At 36.3% G+C, this 21,850-nt stretch carries 19 protein-coding genes; 2 read left to right on the top strand and 17 right to left on the bottom strand.

Annotated elements, in window-relative coordinates; genetic code table 11:
• From QZR70_RS04430 to QZR70_RS04370, 13 genes are all read right to left on the bottom strand, one after another.
• On the bottom strand, positions 1-3,602 hold a 3,602-nt coding region (locus QZR70_RS04430; protein WP_295793385.1), incomplete at its 3' end, for an ESPR-type extended signal peptide-containing protein.
• A gap of 379 nt (positions 3,603-3,981) precedes the next feature.
• The gene (gene trxA, locus QZR70_RS04425) at positions 3,982-4,302 is read right to left on the bottom strand and encodes a thioredoxin (RefSeq protein WP_005386226.1); all 321 of its coding nucleotides are present in this window, start codon (positions 4,300-4,302) and stop codon (positions 3,982-3,984) included.
• Positions 4,303-4,311: 9 nt separating this feature from the next.
• Positions 4,312-4,686 carry a CoA-binding protein gene (locus QZR70_RS04420; RefSeq protein ID WP_295793382.1) on the bottom strand — a complete coding sequence of 125 codons (375 nt, stop codon included), beginning with the start codon at positions 4,684-4,686 and terminating at the stop codon, positions 4,312-4,314.
• 128 nt (positions 4,687-4,814) lie between these two features.
• Complete coding sequence (gene gluQRS, locus QZR70_RS04415) at positions 4,815-5,780, bottom strand: tRNA glutamyl-Q(34) synthetase GluQRS (protein WP_295793380.1); 966 nt, start codon at positions 5,778-5,780, stop codon at positions 4,815-4,817.
• A 117-nt stretch (positions 5,781-5,897) separates the two neighbouring features.
• Positions 5,898-8,807 carry an insulinase family protein gene (locus QZR70_RS04410; protein ID WP_295793379.1) on the bottom strand — a complete coding sequence of 970 codons (2,910 nt, stop codon included), beginning with the start codon at positions 8,805-8,807 and terminating at the stop codon, positions 5,898-5,900.
• A gap of 140 nt (positions 8,808-8,947) precedes the next feature.
• Positions 8,948-9,265: a hypothetical protein gene (locus tag QZR70_RS04405; protein WP_005386222.1), complete on the bottom strand. Its 318-nt coding sequence runs from the start codon at positions 9,263-9,265 to the stop codon at positions 8,948-8,950.
• A gap of 7 nt (positions 9,266-9,272) precedes the next feature.
• Complete coding sequence (locus QZR70_RS04400; RefSeq protein ID WP_295793377.1) at positions 9,273-10,502, bottom strand: aspartate kinase; 1,230 nt, start codon at positions 10,500-10,502, stop codon at positions 9,273-9,275.
• A 220-nt stretch (positions 10,503-10,722) separates the two neighbouring features.
• Entirely contained in the window at positions 10,723-11,112 is a 390-nt protein-coding gene (locus tag QZR70_RS04395; protein WP_005386220.1) for a class II SORL domain-containing protein, read from the bottom strand.
• A gap of 148 nt (positions 11,113-11,260) precedes the next feature.
• A complete protein-coding gene (cobO, locus tag QZR70_RS04390) occupies positions 11,261-11,803 on the bottom strand; it encodes a cob(I)yrinic acid a,c-diamide adenosyltransferase (protein WP_105085824.1) in 543 nt (180 codons plus the stop codon).
• A gap of 2 nt (positions 11,804-11,805) precedes the next feature.
• Complete coding sequence (locus tag QZR70_RS04385; RefSeq protein WP_295793375.1) at positions 11,806-13,185, bottom strand: cobyrinate a,c-diamide synthase; 1,380 nt, start codon at positions 13,183-13,185, stop codon at positions 11,806-11,808.
• 29 nt (positions 13,186-13,214) lie between these two features.
• On the bottom strand, positions 13,215-13,922 hold the full coding sequence (gene cobI / locus QZR70_RS04380; RefSeq protein WP_005386217.1) for a precorrin-2 C(20)-methyltransferase: 708 nt from the start codon (positions 13,920-13,922) through the stop codon (positions 13,215-13,217).
• 86 nt (positions 13,923-14,008) lie between these two features.
• Positions 14,009-14,863: a sirohydrochlorin cobaltochelatase gene (locus tag QZR70_RS04375; RefSeq protein WP_119209267.1), complete on the bottom strand. Its 855-nt coding sequence runs from the start codon at positions 14,861-14,863 to the stop codon at positions 14,009-14,011.
• A gap of 207 nt (positions 14,864-15,070) precedes the next feature.
• Positions 15,071-15,952 (bottom strand): sirohydrochlorin cobaltochelatase, encoded by an 882-nt coding sequence (locus QZR70_RS04370; protein ID WP_295793372.1) that lies wholly within the window; start codon positions 15,950-15,952, stop codon positions 15,071-15,073.
• Positions 15,953-16,391: 439 nt separating this feature from the next.
• Here QZR70_RS04370 and QZR70_RS04365 point away from each other — a divergent pair, with 439 nt between their 5' ends.
• Together QZR70_RS04365 and QZR70_RS04360 are read left to right on the top strand one after the other, a co-directional pair.
• Positions 16,392-17,381 carry a sirohydrochlorin cobaltochelatase gene (locus QZR70_RS04365; protein WP_105085829.1) on the top strand — a complete coding sequence of 330 codons (990 nt, stop codon included), beginning with the start codon at positions 16,392-16,394 and terminating at the stop codon, positions 17,379-17,381.
• A gap of 50 nt (positions 17,382-17,431) precedes the next feature.
• Positions 17,432-18,373, top strand: coding sequence for an ABC transporter substrate-binding protein (locus tag QZR70_RS04360; protein ID WP_295793368.1), 942 nt, complete (start codon positions 17,432-17,434; stop codon positions 18,371-18,373).
• Positions 18,374-18,441: 68 nt separating this feature from the next.
• On the opposite strand, the gene QZR70_RS04355 is transcribed toward QZR70_RS04360, so the two are convergent.
• The 4 genes from QZR70_RS04355 to cobK form a co-directional block, all read right to left on the bottom strand.
• Positions 18,442-19,224: an ABC transporter ATP-binding protein gene (locus tag QZR70_RS04355; RefSeq protein WP_273299257.1), complete on the bottom strand. Its 783-nt coding sequence runs from the start codon at positions 19,222-19,224 to the stop codon at positions 18,442-18,444.
• Positions 19,224-20,219: an iron ABC transporter permease gene (locus QZR70_RS04350; RefSeq protein WP_295793367.1), complete on the bottom strand. Its 996-nt coding sequence runs from the start codon at positions 20,217-20,219 to the stop codon at positions 19,224-19,226. Before QZR70_RS04350 ends, QZR70_RS04355 begins: the two co-directional genes overlap by 1 nt.
• Positions 20,220-20,457: 238 nt before the next feature.
• Complete coding sequence (locus QZR70_RS04345) at positions 20,458-21,123, bottom strand: precorrin-8X methylmutase (RefSeq protein WP_156719007.1); 666 nt, start codon at positions 21,121-21,123, stop codon at positions 20,458-20,460.
• Positions 21,110-21,850: precorrin-6A reductase (gene cobK / locus QZR70_RS04340; RefSeq protein ID WP_295793365.1), on the bottom strand; the 741-nt coding region annotated here is incomplete at its 5' end. The genes cobK and QZR70_RS04345, both read right to left, overlap by 14 nt.

Genomic DNA, 21,850 nt, shown 5'->3' with positions numbered 1-21,850 from the left:
TATTTCTCGGCAGTGGCACGCTCCTTAGAATCCGGATATGTATTATTTTCATTGATTTTTACATCGATGTTTTTATCAACTTTGTTAAGAATAGTAGTGTTATTAGCATTGATTTTAGCATCAATGTTTTGGTCTACTTTGTTGATGATTGTTGTATTATTGTTGTTGATTTTTTTATCAATATTTTGGTTGATAACAGTGTTGTTAGCTTCAATCTTAGTATCGATATTTTTATTAATAGTTACATTATTTTCTGTAATCTTGTTATTAATTGTAGTTTCGATATTTTTAATTGTAGTACCAACTTGACCTTTTAATGCTTTGATAGCATCTTCATTAGCACTAATACGTGTAGAGTTATCTACAATGTTGCCTTGTAAGTAATCTAAACGTTGATCATGACGATCTACACGTGCAGTAAGACCAGCTACATCACCTTTAACGCCATCAATCTTAACATTTACATCGCCAACTTTTTTGTTGATTGTATTGTTGATTTGAGTGTTATTTTCATTGATCTTTACATCAATATTTTTATCAACTTTGTTAATGATTGTAGTGTTATTAGCATTGATTTTAGCGTCAATGTTTTGATCTACTTTATTAATGATTGTTGTGTTATTGCTATTGATTTTATTATCAATATTTTGGTTGATAACAGTGTTGTTAGCTTCAATCTTATTATCGATAGTTTTATTAATTACTGTATTGTTTTCGTTGATTTTATTAGTAATTGTATTTTCGATATTTGTGATTTGATTGCCAACATGACCTTTTAATTCATCAATAGCTTTTTTATTAGCACCGATAAGTGTACGGTTTTCAATAGCAATTGTGCCAGCTACGTTGATGTCTTTTTCGTTTTGAGCAACGCGTTTAGTAAGACCATCTAAATCGCCTTTAACACCATCAATTTTTTGATCAACTTTAATGTTATTAGCATTAATCTTAACATCGATGTTATTGTCTACTTTATTAAGAATTGTAGTATTATTAGCTTCAATCTTAGCATCGATATTTTTGTTGATTACTGTGTTGTTTTCATTGATCTTATTAGTAATTGTATTTTCGATGTTAGTGATTTGTGTACCAACATGACCTTTTAACTCGTTGATTGCTTTTTCATTATTGGAAATACGAGCAGAATTAGCATCAATACGTTTACTATTATCTGTAATAGCTTTAGCATTAACTTCAGTCTTAGCATTTACATTGTTAATGTTATTGTTAATAACTGTGTTATTTTTTTCAATCTTAGCATCAATATTACCATCTACTTTGTTGATGATTGTAGTATTATTAGCTTCAATCTTCTTATTGATTGTAGTTTCAATATTGGTAATTTGTGTGCCAACATGACCTTTTAACTCATCGATAGCTTTTTGGTTTGCACCGATAAGTGTGCGGTTTTCCATTGCAATTGTGCCAACTACATTAATGTCTTTTGTATTAGCTTTTACACCATCTTCTACAATAGAGATTCGTGTAGAGTTATCTGCAATGTTGTCTTGCAAGTAGTCCAAACGTTGGTCATGGCGATCAACACGACCTTTAAGGCCATCCAAATCACCTTTAACACCATTAACTTTTACATCAACCTTGTTAATTGCAACTGTGTTTGCTTCAACTTTATTGTTGATATTAGTGATGTTGTTTTTAATATCTTTAATATCTACTTGAACATTACCAATATTTTGACCAACTTTACCTTTCAAATCAGCAATATCTTTAGTATTGATATTAACTTGATTTTGAGTGTTAGCTACATCAGTTTTAATAGTTTTATTGTCTTTTTCAAGCTCCTGGATGCGACCTTCATGATTAACTAAAACTTTACCTTGATTATCAACTTTAGTGTTTAATTCAGTAATTGCAGTCGCATTTTTGTTGATATTTTTAGTGTTATTAGTAATGTTAGTAGTATTAGAATCAACTTTTGCACTTACATTATTAACTGTATTGTTGATATTTGTGATATCAGTTTTAACAGCATTGATCTTAGTATCAACATCATTATTTACTTTATTAATAATAGTTGTGTTGTTAGCTTCAATTTTAGAATTAATTGTTTTGTTAACTTCACTAATAATGTTAGTTTTGCTATCGTTGATTTTAACATCTACATTGTGATTAACTTCGTTGATAATCTTAGTGTTATTTTCATTAATCTTATTATCAATTGTAGTGTTAATATTATTGATTGTTGTGCCAACTTTACCTTTCAATTCATCGATGGCTTTTTTGTTCTCGTTGATAGCTTTTTTGTTATCACCGATAAATTTACGGTTTTCCATGATGAAAGTATTATTAGCATCAATATTTTGGGTGTTATTTTCAACTTTAGCAGTTAAATCAGCAATAGATTTACTATTATTGTTAACATTAACAGTTAAATTATCAATTGCTTTTTTATTGTTGTTAACTTTAATATCAACGTTGTTGATATTTTGATTGAGTTCATTTTTAACATTAGAAATGTTAGTGTTCAACTCATTTTTCGTATTATTGATATTTGTTTTAATATCATTAATCTTAACATCTACATCTTTATTAACATTATTAATAATAGTAGTGTTGTTATTTTCAATCTTCTCATCAACTTTGTTCAAAATTGTAGTGTTATTATTTTGAACTGCAGTATTAATATTTTGATTTACTTGATTAATAATATTGGTATTATTAGCTTCAATATGTTTTTTTACACTAGCATCAATGTTAGTATTTACATTATTAACAACATTATTTGTAATATTAGTAATTTTATTATCGATTTTTACATCAATATCGTTGTTAATTTTAGTAAATTTAGCGTCAATATTATTGTTAATATTTGTGATATCTTGTTGAATGTTAGTGATTTGAGTGCCGACTTTGCCTTTTAATCCTTCAATATCTTTGCTATTTTTATCAACTTTAGCGTTGATATTTGTAATATTAGCATTGATTTTATTAATGTCAGTTTTTACACTCTCAACCTTATTATTAACAGTATTAATATTAGTAGTATTGATATCTACCTTTTTATTTACAACGTTAATGTTATGTGTATTTTTCTTAACATTTTCAACATCAGTAGTTACAACTGTATAGTAGTTATTAATTACGGTATTACCAGTGGAACCGCCTTTTTTAGGGATTTGTTGTTGCTGCTGTTGTTGTGGCACTTGTTGTTGCCATTGTTGTTGCTGTTGTTGCTGTTGTTGTGGCACTTGAGGACGTTGACGTCGTTGTTGCTGTTGTTGCTGTTGTGGCACTTGTTGTTGCCATTGTTGTTGCTGTGGCTCTTGTTGTTGCCATTGTTGTTGCTGCTGTTGTTGTTGCTGTTGCTGTTGGTCTAATTGTTGTGGATCAACTTGATGTTGATCTTGCATATGACCCCAAGCATTTTGATCAGGTGTTAACCATCTTTGGCTACCAATAAGATCAGCTCTAGCCCAATCCTCAGGGCTGGATGCATTAGCAACACCTCCAGAAAAGCTAGCCGCCAAAATAACTGCAGCTACAATTGTAGTTGCAGATTTTTGATGTGACTTAGCCAACTCAGACGTTACGACGTAAGCGTGCTTAGTTGCACTCCAAACAACTTTGAATACCTTATTCATATTAAGTTCCCTCCCAACATTTGTGGCTCTCACCCCACAATGAAGAAATAAATCAAATATTGCACTCTTTTTCACTAAATATTCACAATATTTAACATAATACTACCATATATTATTTTAAACTTCCATAAAAAAATTAATAAGTTAAACTAATGTTTCATTTTTTCCTCATTTAAAAATACCTAAAAATCCGCTTGAATGCTAAGTTATTAATAATATTGAATTATGTAAAATGAAATTTTATATTTTAATCTAATTTTATATTTATACGATACTTTTTATTTACCTCTATAAAAATTATGAAAAAAACCTCATCAATGTATGCTTTATACATTGATGAGGTTTTTTTGCCTCTATTTATATAGTTTTATTCCGATTATTAGAATTTAGATTCAATAGCGCCTTGAAGATCGCCTTTTGGCAAGAAGCCAATTTTACGGTCTACTACTTCGCCATCTTTTAAGATAACAAATGTAGGCAATACTTCAACTTGTAAATTACGTGCTAATTCTGGTTCTTCATCTGCATTTACTTTTACAAAGTTAGCTTTACCTTCAAGCTCACCTGCAATTTCTTCGATGATTGGCATCATACGTACGCAATAACCGCACCATGGAGCCCAGAAATCAATAACAGTTACGCCACCTTGATTTACTAAATCTTGATATTCAGCAGTTTTTAATTCTTTTAATTCGCTCATTATACCCTCCTACGGTAATTGAACTAATACACAATCTTGAATGACATGCAAGTTTAAAGCATGTGCTTTTTCAACAACAAATGGTTTATCCGCTCCTGGTTGTAACCACACAGTTGGAATGCCAAGTTCTTTGCATTCATCAAGTGCAGCTAAACCCGCTGATTCTGGTACAACAAAATCCACAACAGCTGGTACAACAGGAAGTGCAGAAAGACTAGAGTAACACTTGTCTCCATCTATTTCTGCAACATTAGGATTAACGGGATATACTTCATATCCATGATCTTTAAGACATTTATAAATCTTATAGCCGAACTTTTCGGTTTTATGGGTGGCTCCAATAACGGCCCACACCTTTTGATCTAAAGCTTGTTGAATTGTCATTTCGACCACCTCTTATATACTATTATAAATAAATATCGAATTTTGTCAATGTAATGTATCGAAATTTATAGTTATCGAATTATACGCTTTTAGCAAACATTTTAGAACTAAAATCAATGTATCTATTATCATTCAATAATAATTGTTTTTTGCCTCAAACTAGGAGCCGATAGGTCTAGATTTATTAAATCAGAAAAGCTTATACGTGGATGAGTATACCTACCGCCATCTATAAGTCCGCCTGCAGCAGCTAATTCCCCTAAAATTCTAGAGACTGACCATTGTTGTTCTCGTAGTTCACGTATTGTAATACTCTTTTGACGCTTAGAAAGTCTGTTTCCATCCGCATCTACTAAAAGTGGGGCATGACCATACTTAGGAACTTCTATATCTTTATAAGAATAGCATTGTTGTAATATGTTATATAAATATAATTGTTGCCCTGTTGTATCAAGTAAATCATTACCGCGAATAACTTCAGTTATTCCCATAGCTATATCATCTAATACAACTGCCAAATTATAAGCATACATACCATCACCACGACGTAATACATAATCATCTAATTCACATTCTAAATGGATATGTTGAGCCCCCTGCCAGCGATCATCAAAATTTAAATCACAAGTATTCACGGCTAGGCGCAAAGATGGCTCTTTACTATTACGTAAATCTTGTATTTCAAAATCACATAAATGGCGACATTTACCATCGTAACGATGAACTACTTCTCCTGCATGAGGCGCTGATGCTATAGATTGTAGCCGTGCTCTATTACAAAAACAAGGATAAATTAGTTTTTCTAATGCTAGATATTCTAGTATGTCTGCATAATATGTTTGTCTTTCACTTTGCCAATAAGATACCTCAGGTCCACCTACACGAGGCCCTTCGTCCCATTCAAAGCCAAGCCATTCTAAATCATCTAGTAAAGCTTCACCCAATTCTCGTTTTGACCGTTGCAGGTCTATATCCTCCATCCGTACAACATATTTTCCGTTTTGTTGACGTGTGGAGATATATGATAAAAGTGCTATCCACACATTACCAAGATGAATATATCCTGTTGGACTAGGCGCAAATCTACCTTTCATGAGAACTCTCCTATAGCAGAAAACAAGTGGCATATTCATTATGAATATGCCACTTATCCATTCAAAGATATGTCAAACTAAAAATTAAAGCAATATCATTTATAGATATAAAATTATTTAGCCTAAAGACACAATGTTATCAAAAACATTACCAGCATCTTTAATTTTTTGTTCGTTACCCATTGTGCAAATATGATTATCATTCAGTACAGGTTCTACTACATCTGCTAGTGCAACAATATCTTCTGGCTTACATGCGATCACTTGTTTACGGAACTCTACTTTGTCCTCTAATTTAGCACCGCTGAAGTACATACCCATTGCACGTGGTCCACGCAACGCTGGTGTCATTGGCAAGTCCAAAGAGCTCATAGTACCAATAATATATTTACGCATTTCACGATCAGTCAATGTAAAGTCACGAAGGTATTGAGGCAACTCTTTATATACATCTAAAGTTTCTAACAAGTTAGGATCACGATAACTACAGAAAATCATATTGCCATCATCATAGAAATTAGCAAATGCTCCGTAAGCACCACCTTGAACACGAATACGAATCCAAAGGTATTCATAACGTAATATCGTTTCTAATACGCTCATTGGACCAACATGTTTGAAACCATGATCGATGAAATTACCACCTTGAGCTACGTATTGAACCTTACCAGCTGTAACGATACCATCATTGCCGGAAAGACGAGTGATTTGTAATACATCATTACTCAATTCGGTAGTATCCCAAGTCTCAACCAATGGTTTCATTAGGTTTTTAAAAGCTTCTAATTCGCCTTCTTCACCGACAAACATAATATCTACATTATTAGCACGGAAAATTTTTCGAGCTACTTCAGCTAATTTTTCTGGTAATAATGGCAAAGCTGCTGGATTAGATGCTAGCTCGCTGATTTTTTGATAGTACCCTAAATTGCCATTGTCTCTAAACTTGCCAACTGCAGATACTTGAGCCATAACACGTTGACTCACGATAGAATTACCGCGGCGGAATGCCTCATTATCCCAAATAGCTTTGCTTTCTTGAACAAGCTCAGTTAAACGGCGATCATCACTGTAATCTGCCTTTTGTACCACTTCATTAATCAAGCGGCATAAATCAGGTAGTTTAGCATGTAATGCTTTTGCACGCACAATCATAAGAGGTGTAAACTCATCACGCTTACCATCTTTACTAATGGCCGTAATGTCAGAACTCAATCCACCTAAATTCATATTGATATCTTTAGCCAGTGCTTCATAACCGCGCTCGGATGTGTCAACACGACCGAGGATATCACTTAAAATATCAGCGTAGAATAAGTCATCTTCTGTGAGGCAGTTCAATTTAAAGTACAAGCCTACATAATTGATACCCTTTGTGAAAGTAGGTACAAAATGTACTGTAGTATTACCGATTTTACTTTCACGGCGTTCTACAGCTTCCATATTAGGATTTAAATCAGATAACTCGAGCAATGGAATAGACGCTAGAGCTTCATCGCTATCTGGTGTTTCTTGACGAATTTTAAGGCGTTTTGTTTGTTCTACAATCGCGTCAATCTCTTCTTTTGTCATATTCGCTTTTACAGCAGCTAAATGTTCTTTAACCTCTGCATCTTTGCGCTCTTGAAGACCACGTTCAGGATAGATAGATACAAGAACTTTATGGTTGTTATTCAAGATAGAATGACGAATTAAATCTTCGAAATATGTACCAGCTAAGCCGTTTCGAATATTCGTTAACGCCTCTTCATAGTGTAATAGTTCCAACGGGTCATTATCGTATAGCCAATTATCCATCATACGAATAATATACGCCAAACCGATAGGACGTCCACCGAAATCACTTTCACGAAGAGCAAATTCAATGCTATTCAAGGAAGCTTCTAATAATTCTTTATCTAAGCCCTTATCACATAGCTCTTGTAATGTAGATTCTACAATGCGTTGCAAGTCAGCTTGTTTATCTAGATTAGAGCCAGTTGCTTGTACAGTCCACATAGGTTGACGAATGCTATCTAAATAATAGCCGCTTACGTCAGAGCCAATACCAGCTTTTACCAAAGCCTGTTTAAGAGGCGCCGCTGGAGAGGTCAACAAAGCATGTGTCAACACTTCAAAAGCCAAGCTATGTTCAGGTGTTACATCAGTCAATACATAAGCAAAGGAATGCAATGTACGATTATCTGTAGGCTCTTCAGAACCTACACTATACGGATAGCTCACTACTTTACCTTCTGTAAATGGAGCTTGTAGAGTTACCTCAGTATGTACCTCAATAGCATCAAAATGACTTAAGTACTCATCATTCAAAAATGCTAATTGCTCTTCAATATTCATATCACCATATAAGAAGATGTAGCTATTAGATGGATGATAGTGGACACGGTAGAACTCTTGGAATTCTTCATATGTTAAATCTGTAATATAATCAGGGTCCCCACCAGAGTCAACTCCATAAGTCGTATCTGGGAAAAGCTCGCGCATCATTTGGCGTTCCAATACGGAGTCAGGAGACGAATAAACACCCTTCATCTCATTAAATACAACGCCTTTATAGGTGAGTTCATCATCTGCATTTTCTAGCTCATAATGCCAACCTTCTTGCATTACGATTTCTGCATCTTCACGAACACGTGGATAGAATACTGCATCAAGATATACGTCCATCAAATTATGGAAGTCTTTATCGTTCTTGCTGGCTACAGGATACATTGTTTTATCCGGATATGTCATAGCATTTAGGAACGTGTTTAAAGAACCTTTTACCAGTTCAACAAAGGGCTCTTTCAATGGGAATTTTCGAGAACCACATAGAACAGAATGCTCCATAATATGTGCCACACCTGTACTATTGTGAGGTGTTGTTCTAAACGCAATATTGAATACTTTATTAGAATCTGGTGAATCAATATAAATTAAACGAGCACCAGACTTTTCATGCTTCATTTCATAAGCGGTACCATTGATCTCATCAATGCGCTCAATGCGGTCAAGGCGAAAGCCAGAATAAACCTTATTTATTTCCATGCTGTCCCTTCTTTCTATATAAATATAATTAATTTCTTCCTAATAATTTATTATAACACATCGACAACTCTATATATAGATGTTAAGAATAATTATCGAAATTCAAAACCCCATAGGCATTACCGCCTATGGGGTTCATTTTATTTATTATGTTGCATTTGCCACTTTTGATTGCGGCGCAAGGTTAATAAGCCTTCTAACACTGCTTGGAATTGTACAAAGCTTAACGTATACGGTGGGTACATATCAGGTACCACCTTATAAGAAATAGTAACTTCGGCCTTATCATAATCGTAGAAAATGCCATGTAAATTACTTACCGTAGTATAACCAGTTTGAGCTTGCTCCAACGTTGGAATAGGCTGATTTTTTAGATTTCCTAGTAGATCGCTAATGAAACCTTCCTTACGACCTTGGTCATTGAGCATTTCATCCATAAAACTACGTAGACTATCCATAAATAGATTAACCTCTTTGGTCTAACAATAAGCCATTGTGAATTACACGAACAGCATCTTTAACGCGGTCTTCAGCAACAAGGCAAGAAATACTAATTTCAGAAGTAGAAATGATTTCGATATTGATGCCTTCTTGGCTCAAAATATCAAACATTTGAGCTGCCACGCCTGGTTGCCCTAACATACCTGCACCAATGATAGATACTTTTGCCATTCTTTCGTCAATATTTACAGCTTCAATATCAACAGTTTTTTGTAATTCTGCCAATACGTCACGAGCTAGTACAACATCATCCATAGCTACAGTGAAGATGAGGTCAGTTTTAGGTTCACCTACGGCGCGGATAGATTGAACAATCATATCAACATCCACGTTTTTTGCAGCCAATGCTTTGAACACAGTTGCTGCAACACCTGGTTTATTTTCAACGCCTACAAGGGCTACTTTTGCTGTATTAGTATCATCAGCTACGCCAGTAATTACGTGTTTATTTGCTTCCACAGTATAATCCTCCCGAATAATAGTACCTGTATTGTCACTAAATGTTGAACGTACGTGAATAGGTACACCATAACGGAAACCCATTTCTACGGCGCGAGGTTGCATTACACCTGCACCAAGACGTGCCATCTCAAGCATTTCGCCATATGTTACTTCTTCTAATTTGAAAGCCTCTTTTGCAACGCGAGGGTCTGTAGAGTAAACGCCTTCAACATCTGTGAATATTTCACAAACATCAGCTTTCATTGCGCCTGCCAATGCAACAGCAGTTGTATCAGAACCACCGCGACCTAAAGTAACCATATCACCATATTCAGTAATACCTTGGAAACCTGCAACCACTACGATATTGCCTTCATCCAAAGCTTCAAATACGCGATTTGGATCAACGCCTAAAATACGGCCTTTATTGAATGTATCACTACTTGTAATACCTGCTTGGTCACCTGTTAAGGACATAGCTTTATGACCACGTTCGTTGAAAGCCATCGCCATTAATGCAATCGTTACTTGCTCACCTGTAGATAACAAGCGATCCATTTCACGACCATAAGGCTTAGATGTTACTTCTTTAGCCAATGCTACCAAGTCATCTGTTGTATCACCCATAGCGGATACAACAATAACGATTTTATCGTCTTCTTTCTTCTCACGAAGGACGCGATCAACAATATTAAATATTTTTTCTGGTGTAGCTACGGAACTACCACCAAATTTTTTAACGATTAAGGCCACAATAATCCCTCATTTAACTTATCTACTAAAAATCAATATGCATATACTTTACCACAAACAAATAGCACTGTAAAGGGATACAAGGCAATTTATCCACTGCGCAAAAACAAAACTCTTTCGAGCATGGACACAACTTTAGTATGATTATTTCAGTTATTATTAAGATTTACATACAAAAAGACCAGCCTTATGGCTGGTCTTTATTAGTTGATTAAGTTAATTAAGCAACTGTGATTTCTTTTTCGGATTCCCACAAACCGTGGATGTTGCAGTAAGATACAGCAATCAATTTACCAGATTTGTTCAAGGAAACTGCCAAAGAACCTTCAGAAATTGCATGTACAGGGCCTTCGTTTGCAGTTGCGCCATCACCATGTACGTTGAAGGAAATTTCACCAACTTCGAATGGCAATTGAGTACCTTCAGCTACGAAGTACAATTTGATCCATTCAATATGATGTTCTACAGTGTTAGGATGTGCGATATCTTTACCAACGGACAATGTTACGTGGAAAGTTTCACCTGCTTTTACAGTGTCAACAGTCTCGATAACAGGAACGTGTTTTTCAGTAGCGAAATCGCCGGATTTAATGTAATCATGTACAGCCATAGTTAACCTCCTGGTTAGTCTTATATACATACTTAATGTCAAGAATATTTAGCACCTTGTGCTTATGACTATATTATACATTTTCGATATAGTTTTAGCAAGAACTTTTTCGAAAATTTTAGATTTATTTATATTCAAGCTCTGCGTATTAGAACTCAATCCCTTTAGCAGCCTTAATTCCTTTTTCATAGGCATGTTTTACTACATTCATTTCTGTTACTGTATCAGCTATATCAATGATTTCAGGCTTCGCATAACGCCCCGTTAAAATAACGTGTAAACGCTTAGGTTTATGTTTAAGCATATCTACTACAGAATTTACATCAATAAGTTCATAATTAATGGCATTATTGATTTCATCCATAATGATAAGATCCCATCGGTCGGAATTTACCTCTTCAACCAGTGTACGCCAAGCCTCTTGAGCTGCCTCTTTGTGACGTGCCAATTCAGCGTCGCTAACCTCATCCCGTTTATAGTAAATAAAGCCTTTACCCATGGAGCGAATTTCTACTTGGTCCCCTAATCTAGCAAGACCTGCTAGTTCGCCATAGCCATTACCACTTTTAATAAATTGTAGTATGAGAACCTTAAAGCCTTGACCAACAGCACGCAATGCAACACCTAAAGCGGCCGTTGTTTTTCCTTTACCATTGCCAGTATTAACTAAAATTAAGCCTCGTTCACTCATATTTAGCTCCTTTTAGCTTTATAGTTAGCACATATATCAATAAAATGTTGTGCACCTTCATCAGAACCAGCAAAGTTCAAATGTAAATACGATGCTAATACATTATCCGTAGCATAGCCGCCATCATAAGATTGAGGTTTTCGGCCTCCTTCTAGGTGTAATGCCCAAGGGAAATCCTCTACAGTTGGTTCCATCGTAGAGAAATGGAACTCATGCCCTCGAAGAGATGTATCTGCGGCACCTAATAAGGTATCTCTCTTAGCTGTAGCCGTAACATACCCTACTTTTTGTAGCTTTTGTTGCATAATGCAATTAGCAGGTACAATACCTACTGTATCGTATACAGCACCCTCAAAATCGTGGATACTTTCACATAAATACATGAGGCCACCACATTCTGCATAAATAGGCATACCTTTTTCATTAGCTTCACGGATAGATTCCTTCATTGACTCGTTACTAGAGAGTTGAAACAAGAACATTTCAGGGAAGCCACCACCGAATACAAGGCCATCTACTTCGGGAATCACTAAATCATTAAGAGGGCTAAAATAAACGAGCTCGGCCCCCTTTTCTTCTAAGGCAGCTAAACTTGCGGGATAGTAGAAAGAGAATGCCTCATCATAGGCTACGCCAATTTTAACTCGCTTTTCAACGGATTTAGCATCTACAGCCTCTGGCAACTCAATAGCAGGTGCACTAGATGCAATGTCCCACAATTGATCTAGCTTTACCATTTTCTCAACGGCTTCGCGAATCGTATTGATTGCCTCTGTTGGATCAATCTCAGTAACAGGTGTGAGTCCTAAATGGCGCTCAGGGGAGTGCATACGGTCATCTCGATAAATAGCACCAATAACTGGTACACCTATTTTATCCATGCCTTCACGAACCATACGCTCATGGTTGGCAGAACCTAAGCGGTTCAAGATAACGCCGCCAAAGTTTACCTCTGGATCATAATCACGGAAACCTTTAGCAATAGCTGCCGCACTTTCACCCATCGCCTTGCAATCTATAACAAGCACCACCGGTGCATTCAATTGCTTAGCAATTTGAGCTGTGGAGCTAACGCCTTCTCGACCACCATCATAAAGGCCCATAACACCTTCAACAATAGCAAGGTCTACTCCATGCGCCATAGTAGCAAAGAAAGGATTTAATTTGTGAGGTGGCACGAGCCATGTATCTAAATTATAGCTGTCACGGCCGGATGCAATTTTATGAAAGCCCGGATCAATATAATCCGGGCCCACTTTAAAGGATTGCACCGTACGTCCACCATTTGCATAAGCAGCCAATAAGCCCGCTACGATAGTTGTTTTACCTACACCAGAGTTAGTGCCAGCAATAACAACACGTGGAATATGTACTGTGTTCATAGATATTACCTCGTAATACGACGTGTTTGTTAACGGTCCTTACGTTTTGCAAGGATTGTAGACAAGTAGTTGAGTTTAGTATCTTTTGGCATATTATCAAGGCCTACGAATACTTGCTCATCTGGCAAACCTACACGGCTAATCATAACCGCATCATCTGCCATATTGTGTTTAATCAATGTTTCTTGTACTTCATCAAAGTTTTTGTACACTTTCATGATTACTGCATCATCAGCTACGGCTAATACAGCATCGATTTTTTCTTTAGGTGCTGTAGCAGGAACGATAGCTAATACTTCTTCCTTCTCTACGATTGGATAACCAAGGTGGGAACCAATAGCACAGAAAGCAGTAACGCCAGGAATTGTTTCGATTTCATGGCCTGTATTTTCGATCAAGCGATATACATACATGTATGTACTGTAGAACATAGGATCGCCCAATGTTAAGAATACAACGCTTTTACCTTGATCTAAGTAGGACAAGATAATGCGTTTTGCTTCTTGCCAGCCTTCCTCTTGTGTTGCATCGTCCAATACCATTGGGAATACTACAGGAACGATTTCTGTATGTTCTTGAATGTATGGGGACGCAATATTAAGTGCTACAGAACCATCTTTCTTTTCTGTTTTTGGTGTGATGATAATATCCGCTTCACCTACGATGCGAGCAGCTTTCACAGTCATCAATTCAGAATCACCAGGGCCTACGCCAATGCCATATAATTTACCTTTCATGGGGTTCTCCTATTCTTATAGTTACATTCTATTTATAATTACAATATCTTTTATTATAACTAATTTATGCAAGATATACAAAACTACTATTTAATATTTGGAATTGTTGGACGATGTGGACTACGTTTGCCATACAAATCATCAATACAATCTTGCACATGTTGACGGAAGATATCTTGTATTGCTTCATATTCACCAAGTGCGCTATGGATTGGTTTAACTTCATAGCCATAATCGGCAAGTTCATTAATAACGCTATCTTCTTCATCACCAAAGAGATCGTTTTGTGCATGATCTCCAAGAACTAATAATAATGGGTGCACATAAATTGTGTTTGGCCGTTTACCATCGAGCCATTCCCATGGCATAGCTACGTCAGCCACATAAGGAGCATTCTCTAAAACAGCGATACGTACATTTGTGAGACCATCACGAATTAGTTTAAATTGTAGGTTGCCATAGGATGAATTACCAGAACCGAGGCCACCATGACCAACCAATAGTAACCCGTCTTCTTTAGAAATGTTAAGCGATTTAATGAATCGGTCAATCAAAATTTGGTAATCATCTGGATGTTCCTCTTGGCCAATATAATACACGAGAGGTCTACCTACGCGCAATACTTCTAGCTGTCCTTCCCCTTCATGAGCAAGGATATTATTTTTCAATTTATCAAACTCTTCACCGCCAGTGAAGTGAAGTGGTTGTACATAAATATGTGTATACCCTTCTTGGATGAGTTTTTCTAATGCCCCTTGTTCAGTAGGCACCTCAATACCACGTTCGCGTAAACGCTTAACGATAATACGAGAGGAAAAAGCTAGTTCCACAGTATAGTCCGGATAAGCTTTACGGATATGTTCTACTACGGAATCAATATTATGTTCACGAGCACTGTCAACAGTGGACCCAAAAGCAACAACTAAAATAGCTTGTTTCATGGAAGTCTCCTTATCTAATTAATACTGTATCTTAATCATACCATAGACGACACCTTAGGGGCATACCATAGGACGTATAAAATGGATATTATAAATATTTTTCATAGTAAAAGTAAAAATCCTCCTCATTGGATTTCCAACAAGGAGGACTTTCACGTATATAAAGGAGTGTGGAGAGATGTATGTCTAATTATGTGAGAGATCAAACTAAGAAATCATACCTTGTGCTTCCATACGAGAGTTTGTCATTACAGGTTTTACAGATTCACGAGGCATGGGACGTTTCCGATCAGACATGCGGATAGCTTGGCCTAAATGTTTCAAGAATAAATCTTGTACATAAGGGTTTTCACCAAGACCTTCATTCCAAATATCTACATTGTACCCTTCTTCAGCAAGCAATGCATAAATGGAGTCAGAACGCTCACCGCCAAGATAGTCCATTAAATGTGTAGAACCAATAAGAGCTAATGGTACTACTAACAAGTCTTTATGACCCATACGATCTAATAATGTAAGTGCTTGTTTAAATGTAGGGAATCCATTTGTAGTAAATACTACTACATTTGGTGCTGCACCGTACATAGCTTTCAATTGTAATGTACTAAACTCTAATTGATTTTGACCATTTGCCATGAGCACTACAGATTTATTAAGTGCTTTTGTATTAACGTGGCGAACAATACTTTCTAATGTCGCTTCATAATCGTCAGCATAGTTTTTTACACCTAATGATGTAAGTAATGGTTTACCAATATTCACTTGGCTAAAACCATATTCATTACTATGTAAAAACTTTAATGCTTGTTTACGCATTTGTTGGTAACACTGATCTGCTACCAATGTAATTGGCTGAATGTATACTTCATCAACGCCTTTGCGAGCGAAATCTTGCATAGCCTCTGTGAAAGAAGAAATCTTATCATCGTACTTCTCATTCCACTTCTCTACTAATGCATCTGATAAAAATACACGACGTACCTCCATATCTCTATACATGGAACGTACTTTTTTCTCTATACTGCCGATGGATTTCTCCACAGCATCTTGATAAATTGATCCAAAGGATGCAATAATTATACCTTTCATATGTGACCTCCATATCGCTCATACATGATACAACCTCCATAACTGAAAATTGTTATCAACTACTATGTAATAATAGTACAAGATTCACGAATATAAGTCAATGAGAAATAATATCAAAATTTATCCAGATAATAAGAAAATAAAATTACTTATATATTCACATATTCATATCCATATAACTAAAAAGAATATAATTATAAAAGCTAATACTATACTATACTCATCACATTATTTTCTTAAAAACACCTTATTTTTCCTATACTTCTAGGGGTATGGGGTTTATTGACACCCCTATTTCCCTTTGTTACGATTGGCGTAAGGTTATATATATGCAATTAATCTATAGTAGTCTATAAATCTATAATTATTTATATTAATTTATCTACACTACTAAGATTATTGTATAGACTGTAGTTTAGTTATGGATAGGAGTATTAAAATGAAAAAACAATTAGCATTAGCATCCGCTATTTTAGGTCTAGCAGTATCCGTTGGTGCACCTGTTGTATCTCACGCGGCATACCAATTAAATGAAGAAGTAAAAGATCCTACACCAGCATTGAAAGAAGCATCTACTATTGGTGTTCGCACACATGAAACTAAAGAACTTCAAAATCTTCAAAACAAAGATGCAATCGTTGTTATGAGCTTTGGTACAACTTACAAAGATACTCGTGCTAAAACTATTGATGCTACTGTAGATGCTATTAAAGCAGCTCATCCAAACACAAAAGTAGTAACAGCTTTCACTAGTCATATCATCCGTGATCGTATCCAACAAAAAGAAGGTATTACATATCCTACACCTGAAGAAGCGTTAGACCAATTAAAAGCTGAAGGTTACACTCGTGTAGCTTTAACATCCTTAGATGTTATTCCTGGCATGGAATATAACTATGATGTTGCTGTTTACAACTTATACAAAAATAACTTCAAAAAAATGACCCTTGGTACTCCACTTATGTACTGGATGGGTCAAGAAGGTCAAACTGATGAAGTTGTACAAACAATTAAAGCTGTTCAATCTCAATTCCCTAAATTAGGTAAAGAAGATGCACTTCTTATCATGGCTCATGGTACTCCAGATCCTTCCAATGCATACTATTCTGTAATTCAAGATCGTATTCACTCCCTTGGGTTGAAAAACGTATACATCTACACAGTAGAAGGCACTCCAAATCTTGAACAAGTTGTACCTCAATTGAAAATGCATGGTATTAAACATGTTACATTGATGCCATTCATGATGGTAGCTGGTGACCATGCTAATAACGACATGGCAGGCAATGAACCAGATTCTCATAAATCCATCCTTGAAAAAGACGGCTTCAAAGTAGATACATACCTTCATGGCCTTGGTGAAAACCAAAATATCCGCAATATCTTCGTTGAACGTGCTAACGAAGCTTGGGATGCATTAGAAAAATAATTTACTTAACAATTAAATTGTATCGTTAAAAACGTACATAGGAGTACATCATGAAAAAACTACTACTTGGTAGTATCGCTTTGGTTATGATTGTACTAGCACTAGCTGGGTGTGGTAAATCCACATCCAGCTCTTCTGCTACTACAAAGGAATTGACCTATAACGGTCAAACCTATACAGTACCAAAGGATCCACAAAAAATTGCTGTATTATCTAATTCCGTTTTATCTATGCTTTATGCTGTCGATGGTAAAGCCATTAGCCGTGCCAATACAACGGATAAATTACCCCCAGAATTAGAAGCTCTACCCGCTCTTGGTCAAACTGCAAATATCAACATGGAACAACTATTAGGCTTGAAACCAGATTTGGTATTGGGTTTAGTAAATCAACATAAAAAATATGAATCCCAATTACAAGCTAATAATATTCCAACCGTACTTTTTGATTACGATGGTATTAAAGATAATGTACCAATGTTAACATTCCTCGGTGAGTTAACCAATCATCAAGACAAGGCTAAATCTGTTATTACTACCTATGAAAGCAATATCACCAAGGTAAAAGATGCAGTTAAAAATCAACAGCCTGCACGTGTTGCCGTGTTACGTGCCACAGGTAAAGGTGTAACTGCCGAAACTGATGAAGCAGTGACTGCATCTATGGTAAAAGAACTAGGTATAACAAATGTTGTTGCCTCCCACCTAGAGGGTACAACCAAGGATAAAACAGTACCTTACTCCTTAGAAACATTAACAGAAGATAATCCTGACATTATCTTTGTTGTAACAATGGGTAAAGAAGAAGAAATTACAAAAGCTATGAAAAAAGCCATGACAGATAATCCTGCATGGGCTAATTTGAAAGCAGTACAAAATAACCGCGTTATTTATTTACCTTCCAAACTATTCCTATTAAACCCAGGTCTACAAACACCTGAAGCTATGGCACGTTTAGTTAAAGAAGCATACGGTATTAATGTTACATTCTAACATATTGCATCATGCTAAAGAGGGCATCCCCCAAATAGGGAATGCCCTCTTTTTCTATTAGTATCAAGCTACTCAACTAATCCTTTTACACGCACATATTTTTTATTATCAAATGTATCGAGTTGTACATCTACAGAGAAAACATCTCTAAACAACTCATCTGATATTATTTTATTTGTTTCTCCTGACGTTACTAAATGGCCTTCTTTTATAACAGCCATATAATGTGAATATTGAACCGCCTGTGTTAGTTCGTGAAGTACCATGAGAACGGTTAAATTTTGTTCCTTATTTAAGCGTTTCAATAACTCCATAATTTCTAATTGGTGATTAATATCTAAATATGTTGTTGGTTCATCTAATACTAATAATTTTGGTTGCTGTGCTAGCGCCATAGCAATCCAAACGCGTTGCCGTTCGCCACCAGATAGAGATGGGATTAATTGTTCTCTCAAATGATTCGTTTTTGTAATGTCTAATGCATAATCAACAATTTCACGATCTTCTTTAGCCGTGTTTTTCCACCACGTTTGGTATGGATACCGTCCACAATATACCAATTCTTCTACAGTCATATCCTTTGGCATATTCGGTACTTGTGGCAAAAATGCCATTTGACGAGCCAGTTTATTTTGTGAATAAGAGGATAATGGCTTATCAAAGATGGTTACACACTCACTAGGACTAGAAATATATCCGATCATAGATCGTAAAAGCGTACTTTTACCACAACCATTAGGCCCTATTAATGTCGTAATTTTACCGATAGGAACCGATACATTAATGTCATGTAGAATATGACGATTACCAAGAGTTACGGATAACTGTTTTACATCAATAGCGGTATTCATTAGTTATCCCTCCTCAACAGATACAAGAAGAACGGCGCTCCGAAAAATGCCATAATAATGCCCACTGGCACCTCTATAGGGCTCCACATAACACGTCCTATTGTATCACTGACAACAAGAACTAGTGCGCCTAATAATGCGGATCCAGGCAGTAAATATGCATAGTCGTTACCGATTATAAGACGTAACATATGGGGAATAACCAAACCTACAAATCCGATAAGCCCAGCTATACTTACAGCACCAGCCGCTAAAAGAGCAGCCACTGCAGTCATAATAAACCGTGTTTGTTCTACCTTAAGGCCTAATCCCTTTGCAGTTTCATCACCTAAACTTAAAATGGTAAGTCGTTTAGCTCCTAAACAGGCAAAAATAAGACCAATTATAGCATATGGAAACAGCACTTCTACCTGAGGCCAACTGCGTGCAGCGAGTCCCCCTACCATCCAAAGCAATGCCCCTTGTACACGATCACCGAAGAATACAAGTAGTGCTGAAATACCTGAGCCTAAAAAGGCTGCGACCGCAACACCAGCTAAGATAATACGACTAGGTTGCACTCCATTTTTCCATGCTAATGCATACACCATAAGTGCTGCAGCCATAGCACCTAAAAAGGCCACTAAAGGAACTATATGATCATACCCAGGAAATAAAATAAATATGATAACACCAGCTAGTCCTGCACCAGAGGATACCCCTACAATTTGTGGATCCGCCAGTGGGTTTTTCATAACCGCTTGTAATATAGCCCCCGATACTGCAAGACAGGCCCCTACCAAAGCAGCCACGATATTACGGGGCAAACGAATATTCCAAATAATCTGTGAAGCCGTATCTGTTAATTCATCAGACCATAACGTTCTCCATATCTCTGCTAGCGATACAGGTGTAGAACCCCAGATAAGAGATATAATCATACAAGCTATCACTGCAATAAGTAAAACAATGATAACAGATAAACGAAAGGCCTTTCGTTCATTAATAGACTCCATACGAACCCCCTCTCCATATCTTCATATACAAAATAAGTCATTTTGAAAATTCTATATTTTAGACCTAGTAACAGCGATTTTAGAGATACTACCAATTAAAAATATTTATTTTTAACTGGTAGTATCTAAGAAACGAGTATACTATTGCTAGAAAAAATATTACTTTTAACTGGTAGTATCTAAAATATACAGTAAAACCCGAATCGCAAAACTACTAAAACACGATTCGGGTTTTGTATTATTTAGATTCTTTACCTTCTACAAAAAGCATGTCATTGCGTTTTACATCTGTGTAAAGCAATGCATTACATACGGAAGCAGCGATTGGGCTACCACCTTTGTTACCTTTTACAGTGATGTAAGGAACTGGGGATACTTCCATCAAATAGTCTTTGGATTCTGCAGCGCCTACGAAGCCTACAGGGATACCAATGATAAGAGCAGGTTTAACGCCTTCTTCGAGGGCTAAACGCAATACTTCGTACAATGCTGTTGGAGCATTACCGATAGCAACGATTTGACCTTCTAATTGTTTGCCAAATGTACGCATAGCCGCGATAGAGCGAGTTACCCCCAACTCTTTAGCCATTTTAGCTACATTTTCATCTTTGATTAAGCAATGTACTTCATTACCACGAAGTTTAAGAGCCGGTTTAGAAATACCTGTGCGAACCATTTCTACGTCAGTGTAAATATCTGCACCATTGTCTAATGCTTCTATACCTTTTTGAACAGCGTCAGGGCTCATTTTTACGAGTTGAGCATATTCAACGTCACCAGATGCGTGAACTGTACGAGATACAACGCGTACTTCATCATCGGTTAAACCTAAATCCTTTACATAATCGTAAATGATTTCCATACTTTTATCTTCAATGGCTTTAGGATTTTTAACGTAATCCATTAGTGTCCTCCCATAATTTGAAAAATTCATCATTAGATGATACCACATGTCCTTCAATCTTAACACGTGGACGATCGATAACAATAACATGGATACCAAGATCCATAGCTGCTTGTAATTTCGTATCTGCCCCACCTACAAGACCAGAGTTTTTCATAACTACAACGCTAGCCTTTGTATCGTGGAACATGATGCGGTTCATATCGTAAGAAAATGGACCTTGCACTGCAACGATGCGTTTCGGACTCACATTGAGGTCTTCCATCATCTGTAATACCTCTGCTGTAGGCAAAATACGGGTCCATACTTCGCAATCTTGTAAGGCTTCAGATTTGGCAAAGATGTGCATTGTCTTACTACCAGTCGTCAAATACACATGGCTGTTATTTTCCTTAGCTAATTTGCCTGCTAAATTGGCTGCTTCCACTTCGTCTACTACGATATGTAATTTATCATAGTCTGGCAATGGCACCTCTTTACGTTCAAACCGAACAAAAGGAATATTCATAGCCTTTGCTGCATCTTGAGCCGTAGCTGTAACGATAGCAGCATATGGATGGCTAGCATCAATTAATAAGCGCACATTGTGCTCTGTAATTAAGTTCTGCATAGCCTCTTGATCAAGGCGCCCCGTATGCACAGTGATGCCTTTATGGGCAGCAAGCTCTGCCCCATATTGACTAACTACTGTAACGAGCATATCTTCACCTGTCCGTTTTTGGATATC

The sequence above is a fragment of the uncultured Veillonella sp. genome (genome assembly GCF_900545205.1).
Lineage (GTDB): Bacteria > Bacillota > Negativicutes > Veillonellales > Veillonellaceae > Veillonella.
The sequence above is the reverse complement of the archived record's forward strand: the minus strand, read 5'-3'. Positions and strand labels throughout refer to the sequence as shown.